This window comes from Oceanicella actignis (assembly GCF_900111545.1).
Taxonomy (GTDB): domain Bacteria; phylum Pseudomonadota; class Alphaproteobacteria; order Rhodobacterales; family Rhodobacteraceae; genus Oceanicella; species Oceanicella actignis.
Genome location: NZ_FOHL01000001.1, coordinates 281,889 through 300,111 on the forward strand (window position 1 = coordinate 281,889; position 18,223 = coordinate 300,111).

17 protein-coding genes are annotated in these 18,223 nt (G+C 71.9%); 12 read left to right on the forward strand and 5 right to left on the reverse strand.

Translation table 11 applies throughout. The features are described 5' to 3' along the window. Positions 1-6: 6 nt before the first annotated feature. Positions 7-1,566 carry a Re/Si-specific NAD(P)(+) transhydrogenase subunit alpha gene (locus tag BMW67_RS01305; RefSeq protein WP_072746831.1) on the reverse strand — a complete coding sequence of 520 codons (1,560 nt, stop codon included), beginning with the start codon at positions 1,564-1,566 and terminating at the stop codon, positions 7-9. Between the two features lie 587 nt (positions 1,567-2,153). Here BMW67_RS01305 and BMW67_RS01310 point away from each other — a divergent pair. The 8 genes from BMW67_RS01310 (at position 2,154) to BMW67_RS01345 (ending at position 8,409) form a co-directional block, all read left to right on the forward strand. Continuing rightward, the gene (locus BMW67_RS01310; protein ID WP_072746832.1) at positions 2,154-3,152 is read left to right on the forward strand and encodes a TRAP transporter substrate-binding protein; all 999 of its coding nucleotides are present in this window, start codon (positions 2,154-2,156) and stop codon (positions 3,150-3,152) included. A gap of 98 nt (positions 3,153-3,250) precedes the next feature. Next, the gene (locus BMW67_RS01315; RefSeq protein WP_072746833.1) at positions 3,251-3,925 is read left to right on the forward strand and encodes a TRAP transporter small permease; all 675 of its coding nucleotides are present in this window, start codon (positions 3,251-3,253) and stop codon (positions 3,923-3,925) included. Between the two features lie 3 nt (positions 3,926-3,928). After that, complete coding sequence (locus tag BMW67_RS01320) at positions 3,929-5,302, forward strand: TRAP transporter large permease (protein ID WP_072746834.1); 1,374 nt, start codon at positions 3,929-3,931, stop codon at positions 5,300-5,302. A gap of 52 nt (positions 5,303-5,354) precedes the next feature. After that, positions 5,355-5,909 (forward strand): thioredoxin family protein, encoded by a 555-nt coding sequence (locus tag BMW67_RS15615; RefSeq protein ID WP_072746835.1) that lies wholly within the window; start codon positions 5,355-5,357, stop codon positions 5,907-5,909. Next, the gene (locus BMW67_RS15620) at positions 5,906-6,583 is read left to right on the forward strand and encodes an HAD-IA family hydrolase (RefSeq protein ID WP_072746966.1); all 678 of its coding nucleotides are present in this window, start codon (positions 5,906-5,908) and stop codon (positions 6,581-6,583) included. The genes BMW67_RS15615 and BMW67_RS15620 overlap by 4 nt, the downstream gene beginning before the upstream one ends. Next, positions 6,580-7,056: a YaiI/YqxD family protein gene (locus BMW67_RS01335; protein ID WP_072746836.1), complete on the forward strand. Its 477-nt coding sequence runs from the start codon at positions 6,580-6,582 to the stop codon at positions 7,054-7,056. The genes BMW67_RS15620 and BMW67_RS01335 overlap by 4 nt, the downstream gene beginning before the upstream one ends. Before the next feature lie 22 nt (positions 7,057-7,078). Next, on the forward strand, positions 7,079-7,903 hold the full coding sequence (gene fghA, locus BMW67_RS01340) for an S-formylglutathione hydrolase (protein WP_177174469.1): 825 nt from the start codon (positions 7,079-7,081) through the stop codon (positions 7,901-7,903). A 287-nt stretch (positions 7,904-8,190) separates the two neighbouring features. After that, positions 8,191-8,409, forward strand: coding sequence for a DUF1127 domain-containing protein (locus BMW67_RS01345; protein ID WP_072746838.1), 219 nt, complete (start codon positions 8,191-8,193; stop codon positions 8,407-8,409). Positions 8,410-8,453: 44 nt separating this feature from the next. Here the strand turns inward: BMW67_RS01345 and BMW67_RS01350 are convergent, their stop codons facing one another. After that, positions 8,454-9,470, reverse strand: coding sequence for a methylated-DNA--[protein]-cysteine S-methyltransferase (locus tag BMW67_RS01350; RefSeq protein WP_072746839.1), 1,017 nt, complete (start codon positions 9,468-9,470; stop codon positions 8,454-8,456). A 113-nt stretch (positions 9,471-9,583) separates the two neighbouring features. Here BMW67_RS01350 and nth point away from each other — a divergent pair, with 113 nt between their 5' ends. Both nth and BMW67_RS01360 read left to right on the forward strand, forming a co-directional pair. Next, positions 9,584-10,228, forward strand: coding sequence for an endonuclease III (gene nth / locus BMW67_RS01355; protein WP_072746840.1), 645 nt, complete (start codon positions 9,584-9,586; stop codon positions 10,226-10,228). Beyond that, a complete protein-coding gene (locus BMW67_RS01360; RefSeq protein WP_072746841.1) occupies positions 10,225-11,226 on the forward strand; it encodes an adenosine kinase in 1,002 nt (333 codons plus the stop codon). The genes nth and BMW67_RS01360 overlap by 4 nt, the downstream gene beginning before the upstream one ends. A gap of 313 nt (positions 11,227-11,539) precedes the next feature. Here BMW67_RS01360 and BMW67_RS01365 read toward each other — a convergent pair whose 3' ends face one another. Together BMW67_RS01365 and BMW67_RS01370 are read right to left on the reverse strand one after the other, a co-directional pair. Beyond that, positions 11,540-12,595, reverse strand: coding sequence for a YcjF family protein (locus BMW67_RS01365; RefSeq protein WP_072746842.1), 1,056 nt, complete (start codon positions 12,593-12,595; stop codon positions 11,540-11,542). Next, positions 12,592-14,001: a YcjX family GTP-binding protein gene (locus BMW67_RS01370; RefSeq protein ID WP_072746843.1), complete on the reverse strand. Its 1,410-nt coding sequence runs from the start codon at positions 13,999-14,001 to the stop codon at positions 12,592-12,594. Before BMW67_RS01370 ends, BMW67_RS01365 begins: the two co-directional genes overlap by 4 nt. Positions 14,002-14,097: 96 nt before the next feature. On the opposite strand from BMW67_RS01370, the gene truA reads away from it, so the two are divergent. Then, positions 14,098-14,847 (forward strand): tRNA pseudouridine(38-40) synthase TruA, encoded by a 750-nt coding sequence (gene truA, locus BMW67_RS01375; protein ID WP_072746844.1) that lies wholly within the window; start codon positions 14,098-14,100, stop codon positions 14,845-14,847. A gap of 161 nt (positions 14,848-15,008) precedes the next feature. Further along, positions 15,009-15,893, forward strand: coding sequence for an RNA polymerase factor sigma-32 (locus tag BMW67_RS01380; protein ID WP_245728422.1), 885 nt, complete (start codon positions 15,009-15,011; stop codon positions 15,891-15,893). A 122-nt stretch (positions 15,894-16,015) separates the two neighbouring features. On the opposite strand, the gene BMW67_RS01385 is transcribed toward BMW67_RS01380, so the two are convergent. Further along, positions 16,016-18,223 (reverse strand): 3-hydroxyacyl-CoA dehydrogenase NAD-binding domain-containing protein, encoded by a 2,208-nt coding sequence (locus BMW67_RS01385; protein ID WP_072746845.1) that lies wholly within the window; start codon positions 18,221-18,223, stop codon positions 16,016-16,018.

Consider the following 18,223-nt stretch of genomic DNA (forward strand, 5'->3'; position numbering starts at 1 on the left):
GCCCCCTTAGCTGCGCTGGAACATTGCGAGCATCCGACGGGTCACCAGGAACCCGCCGAAGATGTTCACCGACGCCATGAGAATCGCCAGCGCCGCCAGGATCACGACCGTCGTCGACGACGAACCGACCTGCAAGAGCGCGCCCACGATGATGATCGACGAGATGGCGTTCGTGATCGCCATGAGCGGCGTGTGCAGCGCGTGCGCCACCCCCCAGATCACGTGATAGCCCACGAACACCGACAGCACGAAGACGATGAAGTGCTGCATGAAGCTTGCCGGCGCCACCAGCCCCACCAGAAGGCACAGCGCGCCGCCGACGCCCAGCATCCAGGCGGTGTGGTTGAGCGAGCGGCGCAGCTCCTCGGCCTCGCGCGCGGCCTTTTCCTCGGGGGTCGGCTCCTTGGGCTTGGGCTTGGGCTTGGCGATCGCCTGGACCTTGAGCGGCGGCGGCGGGAAGGTGATCTCGCCATCCTTGCACACGGTGCACGAGCGGATGACGTCGTCCTCCATGTTCACCACGCACACGCCGTCCTTGCCGGGCGTCAGATCCGTCAGCATGTGGCGGATGTTCGTCGCGTAAAGCGTCGAGGCCTGCGTCGCCATGCGGCTGGGGAAGTCGGTGTAGCCGATGATGGTGACGTGGTTGTCGGTGACGATCTTCTGATCGGGAACGGTCAGGTCGCAGTTGCCGCCGCGCTCGGCCGCCAGGTCGATGATGACCGATCCGGGCTTCATCAGCTTGACCATCTCCTCGGGCCAGAGCTTGGGCGCCGGCCGGCCGGGGATCAGCGCCGTGGTGATGACGATGTCCACCTCGGGCGCCTGCTGGCGGAACAGCTCCATCTCCTTCTCGATGAACTCTGGGCTGGCGGGCTTGGCGTAGCCGCCCTCGCCCGACAGGTCGTCCGAGAAGTCGAGCATCAGGAACTCGGCGCCCATGGACTCGATCTGCTCGGCCACCTCGGGGCGCACGTCGAAGGCGCGCACGATCGCGCCCAGGCTGACCGCCGTGCCGATGGCCGCAAGCCCGGCCACGCCCGCGCCGATCACCAGCACCTTGGCCGGCGGCACCTTGCCCGCCGCCGTCACCTGGCCGGTGAAGAAGCGGCCGAAATTGGCGCCCGCCTCGATCACGGCGCGGTAGCCGGCGATGTTGGCCATCGAGGACAGCGCGTCCATCTTCTGCGCGCGGCTGATGCGCGGGACCATGTCCATGGCCAGCGCGGTCATGCGCTTCTCGTTCATGCGGCGCAGCAGATCCTCGTTCTGCGCCGGCCACAGGAACGAGATCACCGTCTTGCCCTCGGGCGCGGCGTCGATCTCCTCGATCTTCGGCTCGCGCACCTTGACCACGATGTCGGCCTCGGCCCACAGCGCGGCGGCGTCGGGCACGACCTTGACCCCCGCCTCGCGATAGGCCTCGTCCGAGAACATCGCGGCCTCGCCGGCCCCGCTCTCGACCAGACACTCATATCCCAGCTTCTGAAGCTGCCGGGCGCTGTCGGGCGTCAGCGCGACGCGCTTCTCGCCCGGATGCAGCTCCCTTGGCGCGCCGATCTTCATCAGCGTTCTCCCTCGTTCCCGTTCGCGGGGCGTCGGCCTCATGCCGCGGCGCCCGCGCTTGCGTCCGTTGCCTTCGCGCCGCCCGAAGGGGCGCAAACGCCGGCCATCCTAAAGCCGTCTTCGCCGCTCGTCACAGCCCATTTGCGCACGCGGGGCAAGAACTTCGCGCGCCGCCGGCGCCGTGGGGCGCCGTCGGGGCGCCGTCGGGACGGGGCGCTTGACGCGGCTGCGCATTGGTTGCGACGCACAACGAAAGGGGGCTGCGGGCGCCGCGGCGCCGCAAGGCCGCGCCGGTGCGACATTTGGCCGCATCTGCGCGCGAGCCGGATCGAAACGCCAAGAGATGCGCCGCCAGCGCGAAAGAATCGCAACGATTCGCGCCGCCCGTCTTTGCGAATCATGCCCGCGCCGCCTCGCCGCATGGCGCCGCCCCCGCCGACGCGCCATGCCCACCGCCGCGCAGGCGCGGCGCCGCCCGCGGACCGCGCCTGTGCGCGCGCCGAGGCTTGGCGGCGCATGGGACAAGCCCGCCGCCATGCGCTAGGATCGGCGCGCAAACGCCAACGAAAACCAACGGGAGGTTCCCAATGCGTCTTCTGACCATCGCGGCCGCGGCCGCCATGGCGCTCGGCGCCAACGCCGCGCTCGCCAATTGCGATCCGGGCGAGATCGTCATCAAGTTCAGCCACGTCACCAACACCGACAAGCACCCCAAGGGCATCGCCGCCTCGCTTCTGGCGCAGCGGGTGAACGACGAGATGAACGGCAAGGCCTGCATGGAGGTCTATCCGAACTCGTCGCTCTACAACGACGACAAGGTGCTCGAGGCGCTGCTCAACGGCGACGTGCAGATGGCCGCGCCCTCGCTGTCGAAGTTCGAGAAGTTCACCAAGAAGTTCCGCATCTTCGACCTGCCCTTCATGTTCAAGAACATCCAGGCCGTGGACGCCTTCCAGCAGTCCGAGGCGGGGCAGGCGCTCAAGCGCAGCATGGAGCGGCGCGGCCTGATCGGCCTCGCCTTCTGGCACAACGGCATGAAGCAGATGTCGGCCAACCGCCCGCTGCTGCACCCCTCGGACGCCAAGGGGCTGAAGTTCCGCGTCCAGTCCTCGGACGTGCTGGTGGCGCAGATGGAGGCGCTGGGCGCCATTCCGCAGAAGATGGCCTTCTCGGAGGTCTACGGCGCGCTTCAGACCGGCGTCGTGGACGGGCAGGAGAACACCTGGTCCAACATCTACGGCCAGAAGTTCTTCGAGGTGCAGGACGGCGTGACCGAGACCAATCACGGCATTCTCGACTATCTGGTCGTGACCTCGGTCGATTTCTGGGAGGGGCTGCCCGACGACGTGCGCGCCCAGCTCGAGAAGATCCTCGACGAGGTGACCGAGACCCGCAACGCCGAGTCGACCCGCGTCAATGAAGAGGCCAAGCAGGCCATCATCGCCGCCGGCGGCGTGGTGCGCACCCTGACCCCCGAGCTGCGGCAGGAGTGGGTGGACGCCATGAAGCCCGTCTGGGAGAAGTTCCGCGACGACGTCGGCGCCGAGAACATCGCCGCCGCGCAAGAGATCAACGCGCGCTTCTGACCCTGGCGGGGGCGGCGCGGTCCGCCCCCCATCCGCGCCCCGCGCCGCAAGCCGCGCGCGGGGCGCGGCCGCATCCAGCTGACGACGGAGCGACCGCCATGGCCGGCAAATCCCCCCGCTCGTGGACCGACTCGATCGAGGAGACGCTCATCGCCGTCATCCTCGGCGCGATGACCTTGCTGACCTTCGCCAACGTGGCCGCGCGCTACATGGGATCGAACATCCTCTGGGCGCTCGAGGCCACCAGCTTCCTGTTCGCATGGCTGGTGCTGCTGGGCGCCAGCTACGCGGTCAAGAAGCGCGCCCATCTGGGCGTCGACGTGGCGGTGGACATGCTGCCCCCCGGCCCGCGGCGCATCCTGGGGCTGGCGGCGGCGGCGGCCTGCATCGTCTATGCGGCGCTGCTGCTCAAGGGCGGCTGGGACTACTGGGCCAACTTCGCCAACCTGCCGGCCACCGAAGGGCGCTGGTTCCCGCTGGGGCTGGAGGAGCGCGTGCGCGAAAAGGGCTGGTACGAGGTCAACGACATCGACATGCCCGCCTTCCTCAATCCCTTCTTCGCGAACTGGTTCAACGAGGGCGAGCCCTACGAGAAGATCCCGCGGCTGATCCCCTATTTCGCCATGCCGCTGTCCATGACGCTGCTGCTGCTGCGCTTCGTCCAGGCCGCTCTCGCCATCGCCCGCGGCGCGCAGGACCGGCTGATCGCCAGCCACGAGGCCGAGGACATGATCGACGCCGCGCGCCCCGCGCGCCCCGCCGCGGAGGACTGAGCCATGGAAGCCGCCGCCCTTTTCGCGCTGGTGATCGTCCTTCTGCTGATCGGCGCGCCCATCGCCGTGGCCCTGGGGCTGAGCTCGGTGCTGTTTCTGCTCACGCAGTCGAACACCTCGCTGGCCGCCGTCGCCCAGACCCTGTTCGAGGCCATGGCCGGGCATTACACGCTGCTGGCCATTCCGTTCTTCATCCTCGCCTCGGCCTTCATGTCCACCGGCGGGGTGGCGCGGCGCATCATCCGCTTCGCCATCGCCTGCGTGGGGCATTTCCCCGGCGGGCTGGCCATCGCGGGCGTGTTCGCCTGCATGATGTTCGCCGCGCTGTCGGGCTCGTCGCCGGCGACGGTGGTGGCGATCGGCTCGATCGTCATCGCCGGGATGCGCCAGGTGGGCTATTCGCGCGACTTCGCCGCGGGCGTGATCTGCAACGCGGGCACGCTGGGCATCCTGATCCCGCCCTCGATCGTGATGGTGGTCTACGCCGCGGCCACCGACGTGTCGGTGGGGCGCATGTTCCTGGCGGGCGTCATCCCGGGCATCGTGGCCGGGCTGATGCTGATGGTCGGCATCTACGTCGCCGCCAAGATCAAGAAGCTGCCCGCCGAGCCCTGGGCCGGCTGGGCCGAGATCCGCGACAGCGCCCGCGACGCGGGCTGGGGGCTGTTCCTGATGGTCATCATCCTGGGCGGCATCTACGGCGGCATCTTCACCCCGACCGAGGCGGCGGCGGTGGCGGCGGTCTACGCCTTTCTCATCGCCAACTTCGTCTATCGCGACATGGGCCCGCTGGCCCGGCCCGACGGCCCGCCCCTGCCGCTGACGGCGCGCCCCTGGGCGCTGCTGACCTGCTGGGTCCACCGCGACGCGCGCGACGCGCTGTTCGAGGCGGGCAAGCTGACCGTGACGCTGATGTTCATCATCGCCAACGCGCTGCTGCTCAAGCACGTCCTGACCGACGAGCAGGTGCCCCAGTCCATCGCCGCCGCCATGCTGGACGCGGGCTTCGGGCCGGTGATGTTCCTGGTCATGGTCAACGTGATCCTGCTGATCGGCGGCCAGTTCATGGAGCCCTCGGGGCTGATCGTCATCGTCGCGCCGCTGGTCTTTCCCATCGCGGTTTCGCTGGGCATCGACCCGATCCATCTGGGCATCATCATGGTGGTGAACATGGAGATCGGCATGATCACCCCGCCCGTCGGACTGAACCTGTTCGTCACCTCGGGCGTGGCGGGCATGCCGGTGATGCGCGTCGTGCGCGCCGCCCTGCCCTGGCTGGGAATCCTGTTCGTCTTCCTGATCCTGGTGACCTATGTTCCGTGGCTGTCCACGGCGCTGCCCAACGCCCTGATGGGCCCCGAGATCATCATCCGCTAGCCCCGCGCGGGCCGGCGGCCCCCATTTGCAAACGCAAGGAACGGAGATCGAGATGGTCGCGCTCAACACCCCCGTCTGCGACTTCGGACGCCCCGCCCCCGACTTCAGCCTGCCCGACACCGAGGGGCGCATCGTCTCGCTGGCCGACATCCGCGGCCCGCGCGGCACGCTGGTCATGTTCATCTGCAACCACTGCCCCTATGTGAAGTCGATCGCGCACAAGCTGGTGCGCGATGCGCGCGATCTGGCCGAGCTGGGCGTGAGCACGGTCGCCATCTGCTCGAACGACGCCGAGACCTACCCCGAGGACAGCTTCGAGAAGATGGGCGAGTTCGCCCGCGCCCACGGCTTCCCCTTCCCCTATCTGCACGACGCGACGCAGGAGGTGGCGCGCGCCTACGGCGCCGTCTGCACGCCCGACTTCTTCGGCTACAACGCGGATCTCGAGCTGCAGTATCGCGGGCGCCTCGACGCCGCCGGCCGCGAGCGGCGCGACGACCTGCCGCGCGAGCTTTACGAGGCCATGAAGCAGGTCGCCCTGACGGGCCGCGGACCGGCCGAGCAGACGCCCTCGATCGGCTGCTCGATCAAGTGGCGCGCGGCGTGAGCGCGCCGCGCCTGATCTGCGACCTGGACGGCACGCTGATCGACAGCGCCGCCAGCCTGTGCGCGGCGGGCAACGCCCTTCTGGCCGAGCTGGGCCGCCCGCCGGTGACGGTCGAGACCTACAAGACCTTCATCGGCAAGGGCATGGACGTTCAGGTCGAGCGGCTTCTGGCCCATTCGGGCGGCGCGCCCGAGGCCGGGCTCGAGGCCTGCCGGCGCCGCTTTCGCGAGCTTTACGACCCCACCGCGCACAGCCGCGCCTATCCGGGCGCGGTCGCGGCGCTGCGCCGGCTGGCGGCCGAGGGCTGGCGCATCGGGGTTTGCACCCAGAAGCCGCAGGCCCCGGCCTGGCGCGTGCTGCGGGCGCTGGGCTTCGACATGATCGAATCCCTCGCCGGCGGCGATTCGGTTCCCGGCGCGCTCAAGCCCGATCCGCGCATGCTGGCCGCGGCGGCGGCGCCGCTGGGCGACGGGCCGGCCGTCTATGTCGGCGACAGCGAGACCGACGCCGAGACCGCCCGCGCCGGCGACATGCCCTTCCTGCTGTTTCTCGGCGGCTATCGCCACGGCCCGGCCGAGGCCATGCACCCCGCCGCCGTCTTCGCCCATCACGACGCGCTGCCCGCGCTGGCGCGCGCGGCGGCAGGGCTGGCCCCGGGCGCCGGGGCGGCATGAGCGCGCGGCTCTTCATCGACGCCGACGCCTGCCCCGTGCGGGCCGAGGCGCTGCGCGTGGCGGCGCGCCGGGGCGTCGAGGTCTTCGTCGTCTCGAACGGCGGCATCCGCCCCGACCCCGACCCGCGCGTGCGCACGGTGATCGTCGCGCCCGAGGCCGACGCCGCCGATCGCTGGATCGCCGAGCGCATCGGCCCGGGCGATGTGTGCGTGACCTCGGACATTCCGCTGGCGGCGCGCTGCCTCGAGGCCGGCGCGCGCGCCCTGCGCCCGGACGGCGCGGCCTTCACCCCCGCCAACATCGGCGCGCAGCTGGCCATGCGCGACCTTGCCGCCGACCTGCGCGCCGCCGACCCGCTGCGCGCCGGGCGCGGCCCCAGACCCTTTTCGAAAGCCGACCGCTCGCGCTTTCTGGACGCGCTGGACCGCGAGCTGACCGCGGCCGCGCGCCAGGCCCGCGACGCGCCCGCATGACGCCCACATGACGGAGGCCGACATGGAGACCCTGAGCGAAAGCCTGTGCTTCGGCGGCGTGCAGCGCGTTCTGCGTCACGCCAGCGCCGCCACGGGCACGGACATGACCTTCTCGCTCTACACGCCGCCGCGCGCCGGGGCGGGCCCGACCCCGTGCGTGATCTTCCTGGCGGGGCTGACCTGCACGCACGAGAACGCCACCGTCAAGGCCGGGTTCCAGCGCGTCGCGGCCGAGCTGGGGCTGGCCGTGGTCTGCCCCGACACCTCGCCGCGCGGCGAGGACGCGCCCGATTCCCCCGCCTATGACCTGGGCCAGGGCGCGGGCTTTTACGTGGACGCGACGCAGCCGCCCTGGGACCGGAACTTTCGCATGTTCACCTACGTCGCCGAAGAGCTGCCCGCCCTGCTGCGCGATTCGTTCGGCCTTGGGGCGCTGGGGCTGACGGGGCACTCGATGGGCGGCCACGGCGCGCTGACCATCGCCATGCGCCGGCCCGAGACCTTCGAGTCGCTTTCCGCCTTTGCGCCCATCGTCTCGCCCATGAACTGCCCCTGGGGGCGGAAGGCCTTCTCGGCCTATCTGGGCGAGGACCGCGCGCTGTGGGCGCGGCACGACGCCTGCGCGCTGGTGCGCGAGCTTGGCTGGAAGGGCGAGATCCTGGTCGACCAGGGCACGGCCGACCCCTTCCTCGAGGACCAGCTCAAGACCGCGCTGTTCGAGCAGGCCTGCGCCGAGGCCGGGCAGAGGGCGCGGATTCGCATGCAGGCGGGCTACGACCACAGCTATTTCTTCATCGCCACCTTCATCGAGGACCATCTGCGCCACCACGCCGCCGCCCTGCGCTGAGGGCGGCGGCGGCAGGGCGCATGTCCTGATTTATCTGCGATGCAGCATGTTCTTCTTCTGATTGCATTGCGCCGCAGCACAATCCACCCCGCGAAACCGCAAGGGCTCTGACCCAACGTCACGTATGCGCAAGCCGCAAAACGGGTTTGCCGCAACGGCGATTGCGACCTTCCGCGAACGTAAGCATATTGCAGCGCAACAAGGACGCCGCGCCCGCAACCGGACGCCCCGCCCGAACGCCGGCCTCCGCAGCGGAGACCGGCGAGCAAGCAGAAAGGAACACGGTCATGGCTCACGTCGCCAACAACGCCCCCGCCGTCGGGGCCTCGCTCGCCTCGCTCGTCCGCGCCAAGGCCGAGGAGCTGGCCGCCCGCTACGCCAAGTGGCGCCTGTATCGCCGCACGCTGCGCGAGCTGTCGGCGCTCGACAACCGCGACCTGGCCGATCTGGGCCTGAGCCGCGCCTCGCTGCGCTCGGTGGCCTGGCACGCGGTCTACGACAACTGAACGCCATTCCCGCGTCGCCGGCCCCTCCCTCCGGCGAAACGGGTTCAGCGCGCGCCCTGTCCTCCTCCCCGGGGCGCAGCGCGATCAGCCGCGCGGGGGCTGTCCTCCTCCCCGGTCTCCTGCGCGACGGCGACGGCGCCTGCGGCAAGCTCCGCAGGCGCCGTTCTGCTTTCCAGCTCGGCGCTCTCGAAGGCCAGCATGGCGCGCTTGACCGACAGGCCCCAGCGATAGCCGCCCAGCTCGCCCGACTTGCGCAGCGCGCGATGGCACGGCACCAGCCAGCTGACCGGATTGCGCCCGACCGCGTTGCCCACGGCGCGCGCCGCGCCCGGCCGCCCCACCGCGCGCGCGATGTCGGAATAGGTGGTCACATGCCCCGCCGGCACGGCCAGCAGCGCCTCCCACACCTTGATCTGGAACGGCGCCCCGATCAGGTGCACGCGCGCCTCGCCGCGCATGCCGAAGGCCGCTTCGACCCAATGGCGCAAGGGCGCGGGGTCATGCACGAAGCGCGCCGCGGGCCAGCGCGCGCGCATGTCGCGCACGGCCTCGTCGCGGCCCAGCTCGGCGGCGAAGGCCATGCCGCACAGGCCGCGTTCGGTCGCCATGGCCAGCGTCGGCCCGAAGGGGCCGTCGAACCAGCCCCAGCGAATGGTCAGACCTTCGCCCCCGGCGGCGTATTCGCCGGGGGTCATCGCCTCCCACCGCACGAACAGGTCATGCAGCCGCCCCGGCCCCGACAGCCCGCTTTCCAGCGCCGCATCCAGCACCGAGCGGCGCTCGCGCAGCAGCCGGCGCGCGTGCTCGAGCGTCAGGAACTGCATGTAGCGCTTGGGGCTGACGCCCACATGGCGCGTGAACAGGCGGTGGAAATGGGCCGGGCTCAGCCCCATGCGCCGCGCAAGCTCGTCCAGCGAGGGCTGCTCGGCGCGCGTCTCCTCGATCAGGCGCAGCGCCTGCGCGGCCAGCCCGTGGCGGAAGCGGTCGCGCTCGGAGGCGGGCCAGTCGGCCTCATGCGCGGGTTCGGGCGGGGAATCGGTCGCGATGGGCGATGCGGTCATGGCTGGATCCTCCTGCCTGCGGATATGCCAGCCGGCGCGCCCGCCGCGCCACCCGAATCTTGCCCGCGCGCGCCTTGCGCCGGGGGGCGGCTCGGTGCATTGTCCGCCGCGTCATGACCGGCCAGCTCGACTACAGATCCATCAAGGAAGCGTTCCGCCGCTTCAAGCTTCACCGCCCCGAGCCCAAGGGCGAGCTCGAGCACGTCAACGCCTTCACCCTTCTGGTCGCCGTGGCGCTGTCGGCGCAGGCGACCGACAAGGGCGTGAACAAGGCCACGCGCCGCCTGTTCGAGATCGCCGACACCCCGCGCAAGATGCTGGAGCTGGGCGAAGAGGGGCTGATCGAGCACATCAAGACCATCGGCCTGTTCCGCAGCAAGGCCCGCAACGTCATCGCCCTGTCGCGCCGCCTGATCGAGGAGTTCGACGGCGAGGTGCCTTCCTCGCGCGCGGCGCTGGCCAGCCTGCCGGGCGTGGGACGCAAGACGGCGAACGTGGTGCTGAACATGTGGTTCCGCGTGCCCGCCATGGCGGTGGACACGCATGTGTTCCGCGTCGCCAACCGCACCGGCATGGCGCCGGGCAAGGACGTGCTGGCGGTCGAGCGCGCGCTCGAGGACGTGGTGCCGGCCGAATACGCGCTGCACGCCCATCATTGGCTCATCCTGCACGGCCGCTATGTGTGCAAGGCCCGCAAGCCCGACTGCGGCGCCTGCCTGATCCGCGATCTGTGCCTGTTCGAGGAGAAGACCGCATGACGGCCAAGACCTATGACGTGGTCGGCGTCGGCAACGCGATGGTCGACGTGCTGGCCCGCGTCACCGACGCCTTCCTGGCCGAGAACGGCGTGCGCAAGGGCGTGATGCAGCTGGTGGACGCGGCGCGCGCGCTCGAGCTTTACGACCGCATGGGGCCCGCGCAGGAGGTGTCGGGCGGCTCGGCGGCCAACACCATCGCCGGGCTGGGGATGCTGGGCGCGCGCACGGCCTATGTGGGCAAGGTCAAGGACGACCAGCTGGGCGCGATCTTCGCGCATGACATCCGCGCGCTGGGGGTGGATTTCGACACGCCGCGCGCGCCGCGCACGCTCGAGGGCGACGAGACGGGCCGCTGCATGGTGCTGGTCACCCCCGACGGCGAGCGCACGATGAACACCTATCTGGGGGTCTCGGCCACGCTCTCGCCCGAGGACATCGACCCTGCGCTCATGGCCGATGCGCGCTGGATCTATCTCGAGGGCTACCGCTTCGACGGCCCCGACGGGCAGGCCGCCTTCGCCAAGGCGATCGCAGCGGCCAAGGCGGCGGGCGGCAAGGTGGCGCTGACGCTGTCCGACCCCTTTTGCGTCGAGCGCCACCGCGACGCCTTCCGCCGCATGGCGCGCGAAGAGGTGGACCTGCTGTTCGCCAACGAGCACGAGCTGATCTCGCTCTACCAGTCCGCGACGCTGGACGACGCCATCGAGGCGGCGCGCGCCGAGATCCCCATGACCGCCGTCACCATCGGCCCCGCCGGAGCCTATGTCGTGGCCGGCGCGCGCACGGTTCACGCCCCCGCCGCGCCGATGGAGCGCGTGGACGCCACCGGCGCGGGCGACCTGTTCGCGGCGGGGTTCCTCTATGGCCTGACGCGCGGGCGCGACCTGCTGACCTGCGGGACGATGGGCTGCGTGTGCGCGGGCGAGGTGATCTCGCATATCGGCGCGCGGCCGCAGACCGACCTGCGCCAGCTCTTCGACCGCTTCGGCCTGGGCTGAACGCCGCCGCCCCGAGCCCGCCCCGAGCCCGCCCCGAGCCAGGCCCGCCAAGGCCGCCCCCCGACGCCGCCGCGCCGACGCCGCCGCTCGCCGCCGCCAGCCGGACCGGCGCTCGAGCCCGCCTCGGCCTTGCGGCTGATCGGCGCGCCGGATCTGCGCCGGCTCGACGGGCCGTCCAAGGCCGACGGAACGGCCGAATTCGCCATGGACGCCAAGGTTCCGGGCATGGTCTGGGCCGCGATGCTGCGCCCGCCGCGCCCGCATCCGGGCCGCCCGCAACGCCGATCGCCCGGCCCCGGCGGCCGCCCGGCGCTCACCCCCCGCCGGCGAAGCCGCGCAGCGCCCGCGCCACCAGCGCCCGCGCGCGCGGCGGGGGAAGGGCGGCGAATGGCAGCGGGCGGCAGACCTCGATCGCCGCGGCGCCCACGCGCGCGGTCAGCGCCCCGTTCACCAGCCCCTCGCCGAAGCGGCGCGACAGGCGCGCCAGCGCGCCGCCGCCCAGCACCGGCCCGAGCAGATCGTCGCCCACGGCCACCGCCCCGGTGGCGATCAGGTGGCCCGCCACCGCCCGCAGCAACCGCCACGAGCCGACCGCGCCCGCGCGCCCGCCATAGATGAAGGCCACGCGCCGGATCATGCGCAGGTTCAGCGCCAGCGCCGCCAGCACGTCGATCAGCGGCGCGGGGGCCAGCGCGGTTGCGGCGGCGACCTGGCGGGCAGCGGCCTCGACGGCGGCGCGCGCCTCGGCGTCGAGCCGCGCCATGTATTCGCGCTCGGCCAGGGCCAGAAGCCCCTCGGCGTCAAGCTCGTCGTGCTGGCGCTCGGCCATGCGGGCGCGCGCCCAGTCAAGATCGGCGCGCCCGGCGTAAAGGCGCTCGAGCCCCGCCGCCGCGGCGCGCGCCGCCGACAGCTCGCGCCGCGCCAGCGCCTCGGCCGCCGTCGCGCGCAGGCGCTCGACCCGGCGCAGACGCGCCAGCGCCGCCAGCTCGCGCGCGGCGATCCCCGCCAGCGCCAGCGCCGCCAGCGCCAGCAGCGCGTCGGCCGCCCAGCCCAGCGCCGGGTGCAGCTGCATGAGCCGCCCGGCCAGCTCCCACGCCCAGGCGCCCAGCGCCAGCGCCGCAAAGCCGCCGGCGCCCGCCCAGAACATGCGCCCGAGCCACCCGCCGCGCCGCGCGGCGAAACGGGCCGCGCGCGCGCCGGCGCCTTCGCCGCCGGCCCCGGGGCCCGCCGCGCCGGCTTCGGCGGCGTCGGGCGAGGGCGCCTCGGCCGGCGAGGGGGCGGGCGCGGCCAGGGCCGGGTCGCCCTCCTCGATCAGGATCGGACCCTGGCGGGGGGCGGGGGGCGCATCGAGGGCGTCGGAGCGGCTCATGACAGCTTGTCTCCCAAAAGGAACTCGGCGGCCGCATCAAGGCGCAGATGCGGCGGACCGTCGCCCGGCGCCAGCCGCAGGCGCGGCGGGGCGAAATCCATTGCGCGGAAGTCGCCCTCGGGCCAACGCTCGGCGCCCAGCGCGTCGAGAAAGCGGCGCGGATCCTCGGGCAGATCGCCCGGATGCAGCGCCGCCTCGCGCCCGGTGGCCGCCAGCCTGCCGCGCACGCAATGCAGGACGCGGCCGTCGCGGCGCACGTCCTGCTCGACCGTGGCGCGCAGGCTGGCAAGCGCCATGGCCTCGACCCGCGCGCCCTTGAACGCCGCGCGCTCGCGCGAGCGGCGCAGCAGCTCGGCCGTCAGCGCCGCCAGGCGGTCATGCTGGGTGTGGTGGACATGGTCGGCCTTGGCGGCGGCGAACAGGATGCGGTCGACGCGCCGGCCGATGATTGGCGCCAGCCACGAATTCTCGCCCGGGCGGAAGGCGTCGAGCACCGCGGTCATGGACGCGCGCAGATCGGCCACCGCCTGCGGCCCGGCGCCGAGCGCCGACAGCACGTCCACCAGCACCACCTGCCGGTCGATGCGCGCGAAATGATCGCGGAAGAAGGGGCGCACCACGGCGCGCTTGTAGGCCTCGAAGCGCTTGGCCATCTCGGCGCGCAACCCGCCGCGGCGCTCGGCGCGCGGCAGCGGCGAGAAGGTCAGCGCCGGCGAGCCGGCCAGATCGCCGGGCATCAGGAAACGCCCCGGCGTCAGCCCCGACAGCCCCGCCCGGCGGCACGCCTCGAGATAGGCGGCGAATGCCTCGGCCAGCGCGCGCGCCGGACCCTCGTCCCACGGGCCGGCGGGATCGACCGCGCCCAGACGCGCCAGCCAGGGCGCGGCGTGCAGGGCGCGGGCGGGGGCGCGGGCCTCGGCCAGGGCGCGCTCGGACCAGTCGTCGTAGCTCAGATCCAGCAGCGCAAGGTCCAGCAGCCACTCGCCGGGGTAATCCACGATGTCCAGATGCACCACCCGCGGCCCGGCCAGACCGGCCAGCCACCCCTCGGGGCGCAGGCGCAGCGACAGGCGCAGCTGGCTGACCGCGCGGGTCGATTCGGGCCAGCGCGGCTCGGGCGCCAGCAGCGCGCCCAGATGGGTTTCGAAATCGAAGCGCGGCGCCGCGCGGTCGGGCTGCGGACGCAGCTGGGCCGCCTCGATGCGCCCCTGGGCGGCGGCGCGCAGGCGCGGCATCCGGCCCCGGTCCAGCAGGTTCGCCACCAGCGAGGTGATGAACACCGTCTTGCCCGCGCGCGACAGCCCCGTCACGCCCAGCCGCACCGTCGGCTCGAACAGCGCCGCCGCGCCCTCCTGCGCCGTCTCGACCAGCCGCGCGACCTCGTCCGCAATGTCCGCTATGCCCACGCCCGCTCCCGCCTTGTTCCTCGTCCGTCGATATAGGCGCCCCGCCGCGCGGGCGCGAGGCCTTGCCTTTTGTCGCCGATCGCGGCACGAGGCGCCATGCCTCGCTACAAGCTGACCATAGAGTATCACGGCGGCCCCTTCTCGGGCTGGCAGCGGCAGGAGGACCGGCCCTCGGTGCAGGGCGCGCTCGAGGCCGCGCTGGCGCGCATCGATCCGGCCGCGCCGACGGCGACGGGGGCCGGGCGCACCGATGCGGGGGTGCACGCCACCGGGCAGGTCGCCCATTGCGACCTGTCGCGCGAATGGGACCCGTTCCGCCTGGCCGAGGCCCTCAACTGGCATCTCAAGCCCGCGCCCGTGGCGGTGACCGCCGCCGCGCCCGCGCCCGACGATTTCCACGCGCGCTTCGACGCGATCGAGCGGCGCTATCTTTACCGCGTGATCTGCCGCCGCGCGCCGCTGACCATCGAGCGCGGGCTGGCCTGGCGCGTGCCCGCGGCGCTGGACGTCGAGGCCATGCGCCGCGCCGCCGCCCATCTTGTGGGCCGGCACGACTTCACCACCTTCCGCTCGTCCATCTGCCAGGCGAAATCGCCCGTGCGCACGCTGGACGCGCTCGAGATCGAGCAGCTGGGCGACGAGATCCGCTTTCATGTGCGCGCGCGCTCGTTCCTGCACAACCAGGTGCGCAGCTTCGTCGGCACGCTCGAGCGCGTGGGCGCGGGCAAGTGGCCGCCCGAGCGCGTGGCCCAAGCGCTGGCCGCGCGCGACCGTGCGCAATGCGGTCCGGTGGCGCCGCCCGACGGGCTCTATCTGGCGCAGGTGCGCTACCCGGACGGGCTCTGATCGCGCGCGATCACGATTGCGCGAGGGGCGCCCCGCCCCCCGTCACATTTCCGAGTTTTTTTGTCGATAAGCTTGCGGCCAGGGTGATCCGATCGCCATGTAGACGCGTATCGCCATCACACGCCGGAAATCCGTCCGGCAAAGACGGGAAGGAGCACACCATGGCCACGAGCATCCCCGAAGGCGCCGGCATCGGCCGCGCCGCCATGTCGGCCGAGCTCCTCGACGCCGAGACCGAGCAGGAGCTGGCCCGCCGCTGGCGCGACAAGCGCGACGAGCGCGCGCTGCACCGGCTGGTCACCGCCTACATGCGGCTGGCGGTGTCGATGGCGGCCAAGTATCGGCGCTACGGCGCCTCGCTCAACGATCTGACGCAAGAGGCGGCCGTGGGGCTGATGAAGGCGGCCGAGAAGTTCGACCCCGACCGCGGCGTGCGCTTCTCGACCTATGCCGCGTGGTGGGTCAAGGCCTCGATCCAGGACTATGTGATGCGCAACTGGTCGCTGGTGCGCACTGGCTCGACCTCGGCGCAGAAGTCGCTTTTCTTCAACATGCGCCGCGTGCGCGCCCAGGTCGAGCGCGAGGCCTGGCAGGGCGACGAGCCCCTGGCCGGCGACCAGATCCGCGAGCGCATCGCGCAGGATCTGGGCCTGTCGCTGCGCGACGTCGAGATGATGGAGGGCCGGCTTGCGGGCTCGGACTTCTCGCTCAACGCCCTGCAGTCGGGCGAAGAGGGGCGCGAATGGGTCGAGACGCTTGAGGACGAAGGCCCCCAGGCCGACGAGATCGTCGGCCGCCGGCGCGACCTGGCCGCCGCGCGCGCCTGGATCCGCGATGCGATGGGCGCGTTGACCGAGCGCGAGCAGCTGATCATCGCGGCGCGCAAGCTGCGCGATCCGGCCCGCACGCTGGAAAGCCTGGGCGCCGAGCTGAACCTGTCGAAGGAGCGGGTGCGCCAGCTCGAGGCGCAGGCCCTGCGCAAGATGCGCCAGCGCATGGAGGAATCGGTGGGCCCCGAGGCGCGCGAGCTGGTCGCCGCCCTCTGACGCCCGCCCCCGCGCCCCCCGGCGCCCGACATGCGAAACGACCGCCGGAGTCCTTCCGGCGGGCGTTCTCGTTGCGGCGTTCGACAAGGCGGGCCGGCGGCGCGCGCCGGCCCCGGCGGCGCTCAGGCCGCCTTCTTCGCCGCGTCGAAGCGGCCGTAGAAGGTCTCGCCCTTCGCGGCCAGCTCCTTGAGCAGCGCCGGCGGCGCGAAGCGCGGGCCGTGGCGGGCGGCGAGGTCCTCGCAGATCTCGACCACCTTCGCCGGGCCGGTCATGTCGACCCAGCTGAACGGGCCGCCCGACCAGGGCGCGAAGCCCCAGCCCAGGATGGCGCCCACGTCGCCCTCGCGGATGTCCATGAGCACCCCTTCCTCGAAGGCGCGCACGGCCTCGAGCACCTGGGCCAGCATGAGGCGGTTCTGCACCTCGGTCTTCGAGGGCTGATCCTTGCGCACGGGGAACAGCTCGCGCAGGCCGGGCCAGATGCGCAGGCGCTTGCCCTTCTCGTCATACTCGTAGAAGCCGGCCTTGGCCTTGCGCCCCAGACGGCCCAGATCGTAGAGCTTCTGGATGACGGCGTCGCCGGGATTGTCGGGATAGGCGTCGCCCAGCGCCGCCTTGGTGGCGTTCATGATCTTCACCGCCAGGTCGATCGAGGTCTCGTCGCCCAGCTGCAGCGGCCCCAGCGGCATGCCCATCTGGCGCGCCGAGTTCTCGATCAGCGCCGGCTCGACGCCCTCGGCCACCATGCGGTTGGCCTCGGCGCCGTAGGGGATGATGCAGCGGTTGGCGTAGAAGAAGCGCGCATCGTTGACCACGATCGGCGTCTTGCGGATCTGGCGCACGAAGTCCAGCGCCTTGGCCACGGCCTCGTCGCCGGTCTGCTTGCCCTTGATGATCTCGACCAGCGCCATCTTGTGCACCGGCGAGAAGAAGTGGATGCCGATGAAACGCTCGGGCCGCTTCGAGGCCTTGGCCAGCTCGGTGATCGGCAGGGTCGAGGTGTTCGAGGCGAAGATCGCGTCCTCGGGAATGACGGCCTCGGCCTTGGCGGTGACCTCGGCCTTCACGCCCATGTCCTCGAACACCGCCTCGATCACCAGATCGCAGCCCTCGAGCCGGGCGTAGTCCGGCGTGGCCAGGACGCGGCCCAGCACCTCGGCCTTCTGGGCCTCGGTCACCTTGCGCTTCTTGACCCCCTCGTCCAGCAGGCCGGCGATGGTGGCCAGGCCCCGGTCGGCGGCCTCCTGGTCGCGGTCCATGAGCACCACCTCGATGCCGGCGCGCGCGGCGACGAAGGCGATGCCCGCGCCCATCATGCCCGCGCCCAGAACGCCCAGCTTGCGCACGCGCATGTCGGGCACGCCGGCCGGCCGCACGGCGCCCTTCTCGAGCGCCTCCTTGTTGATGAACAGCGAGCGGATCATCGCCTCGGAGGACGGGTTCATCAGCACCTTGGTGAACCAGCGCGCCTCGATCTTGAGCGCGGTGTCGAAGGGCACCAGCATGCCCTCGTAGACCGCCGCCAGCAGCGCCTGCGCCGCGGGATAGACGCCCTGCGTGCGCGCGTGGATCATCGCCGAGGCGCCGACGAAGGTCTGGAAGCCCGCCGGGTGATAGGGCGCGCCGCCCGGGATCTTGTAGCCCTTCCTGTCCCAGGGCTTGACGACGTCGTCGGGGCCGGCGTTCAGCACCCACTCCTTCGCGCGGGCCAGCAGCTGGTCGGCGGGAACGACCTCGTCGACGACGCCGGCGGCCTTGGCCTTGGCCGGCGCCAGCATCTTGCCCTCGAGCAGCAGCGGGGCCGCGGCCATGGCGCCCAGCATCCACGCAAGGCGCGTCGTGCCGCCGCCGCCGGGGAAGATGCCGACCAGGATCTCGGGCAGGCCGATCTTGGCCTTGGGGTTGTCGGCGGCGATGCGCCGGTGGCAGGCCAGGCCGATCTCGAGCCCGATGCCCGCGGCCGTGCCGGGGCAGGCCCAGACCACGGGCTTGCCGCCCTTCATGGTCTTGCGGTCGGCGCCGCCCAGCTCGATCTTGCGCAAGAGCTCGTGCATGCGCATCGTGCCCTCGAACAGCCCGCGCGCGGGGTCGTCGCCGGCCTGGCGCTTCATGCCGGCCAGGATGTTCAGGTCCATGCCGCCGGCGAAGTCGGGCTTGGCCGAGGTGATGATCAGGCCCTTGACCGCCGGATCGCCCAGCGCCTTGTCCACGCCCGCGTTCAGGCTTTCCAGCCCCTCGAGCGTCATGACGTTCATGGACTTGCCCGGCAGGTCCCAGGTCAGGGTGGCGACGCCGTCGGCGTCAACGTCGTATTTGAAGATGTCGGTCAT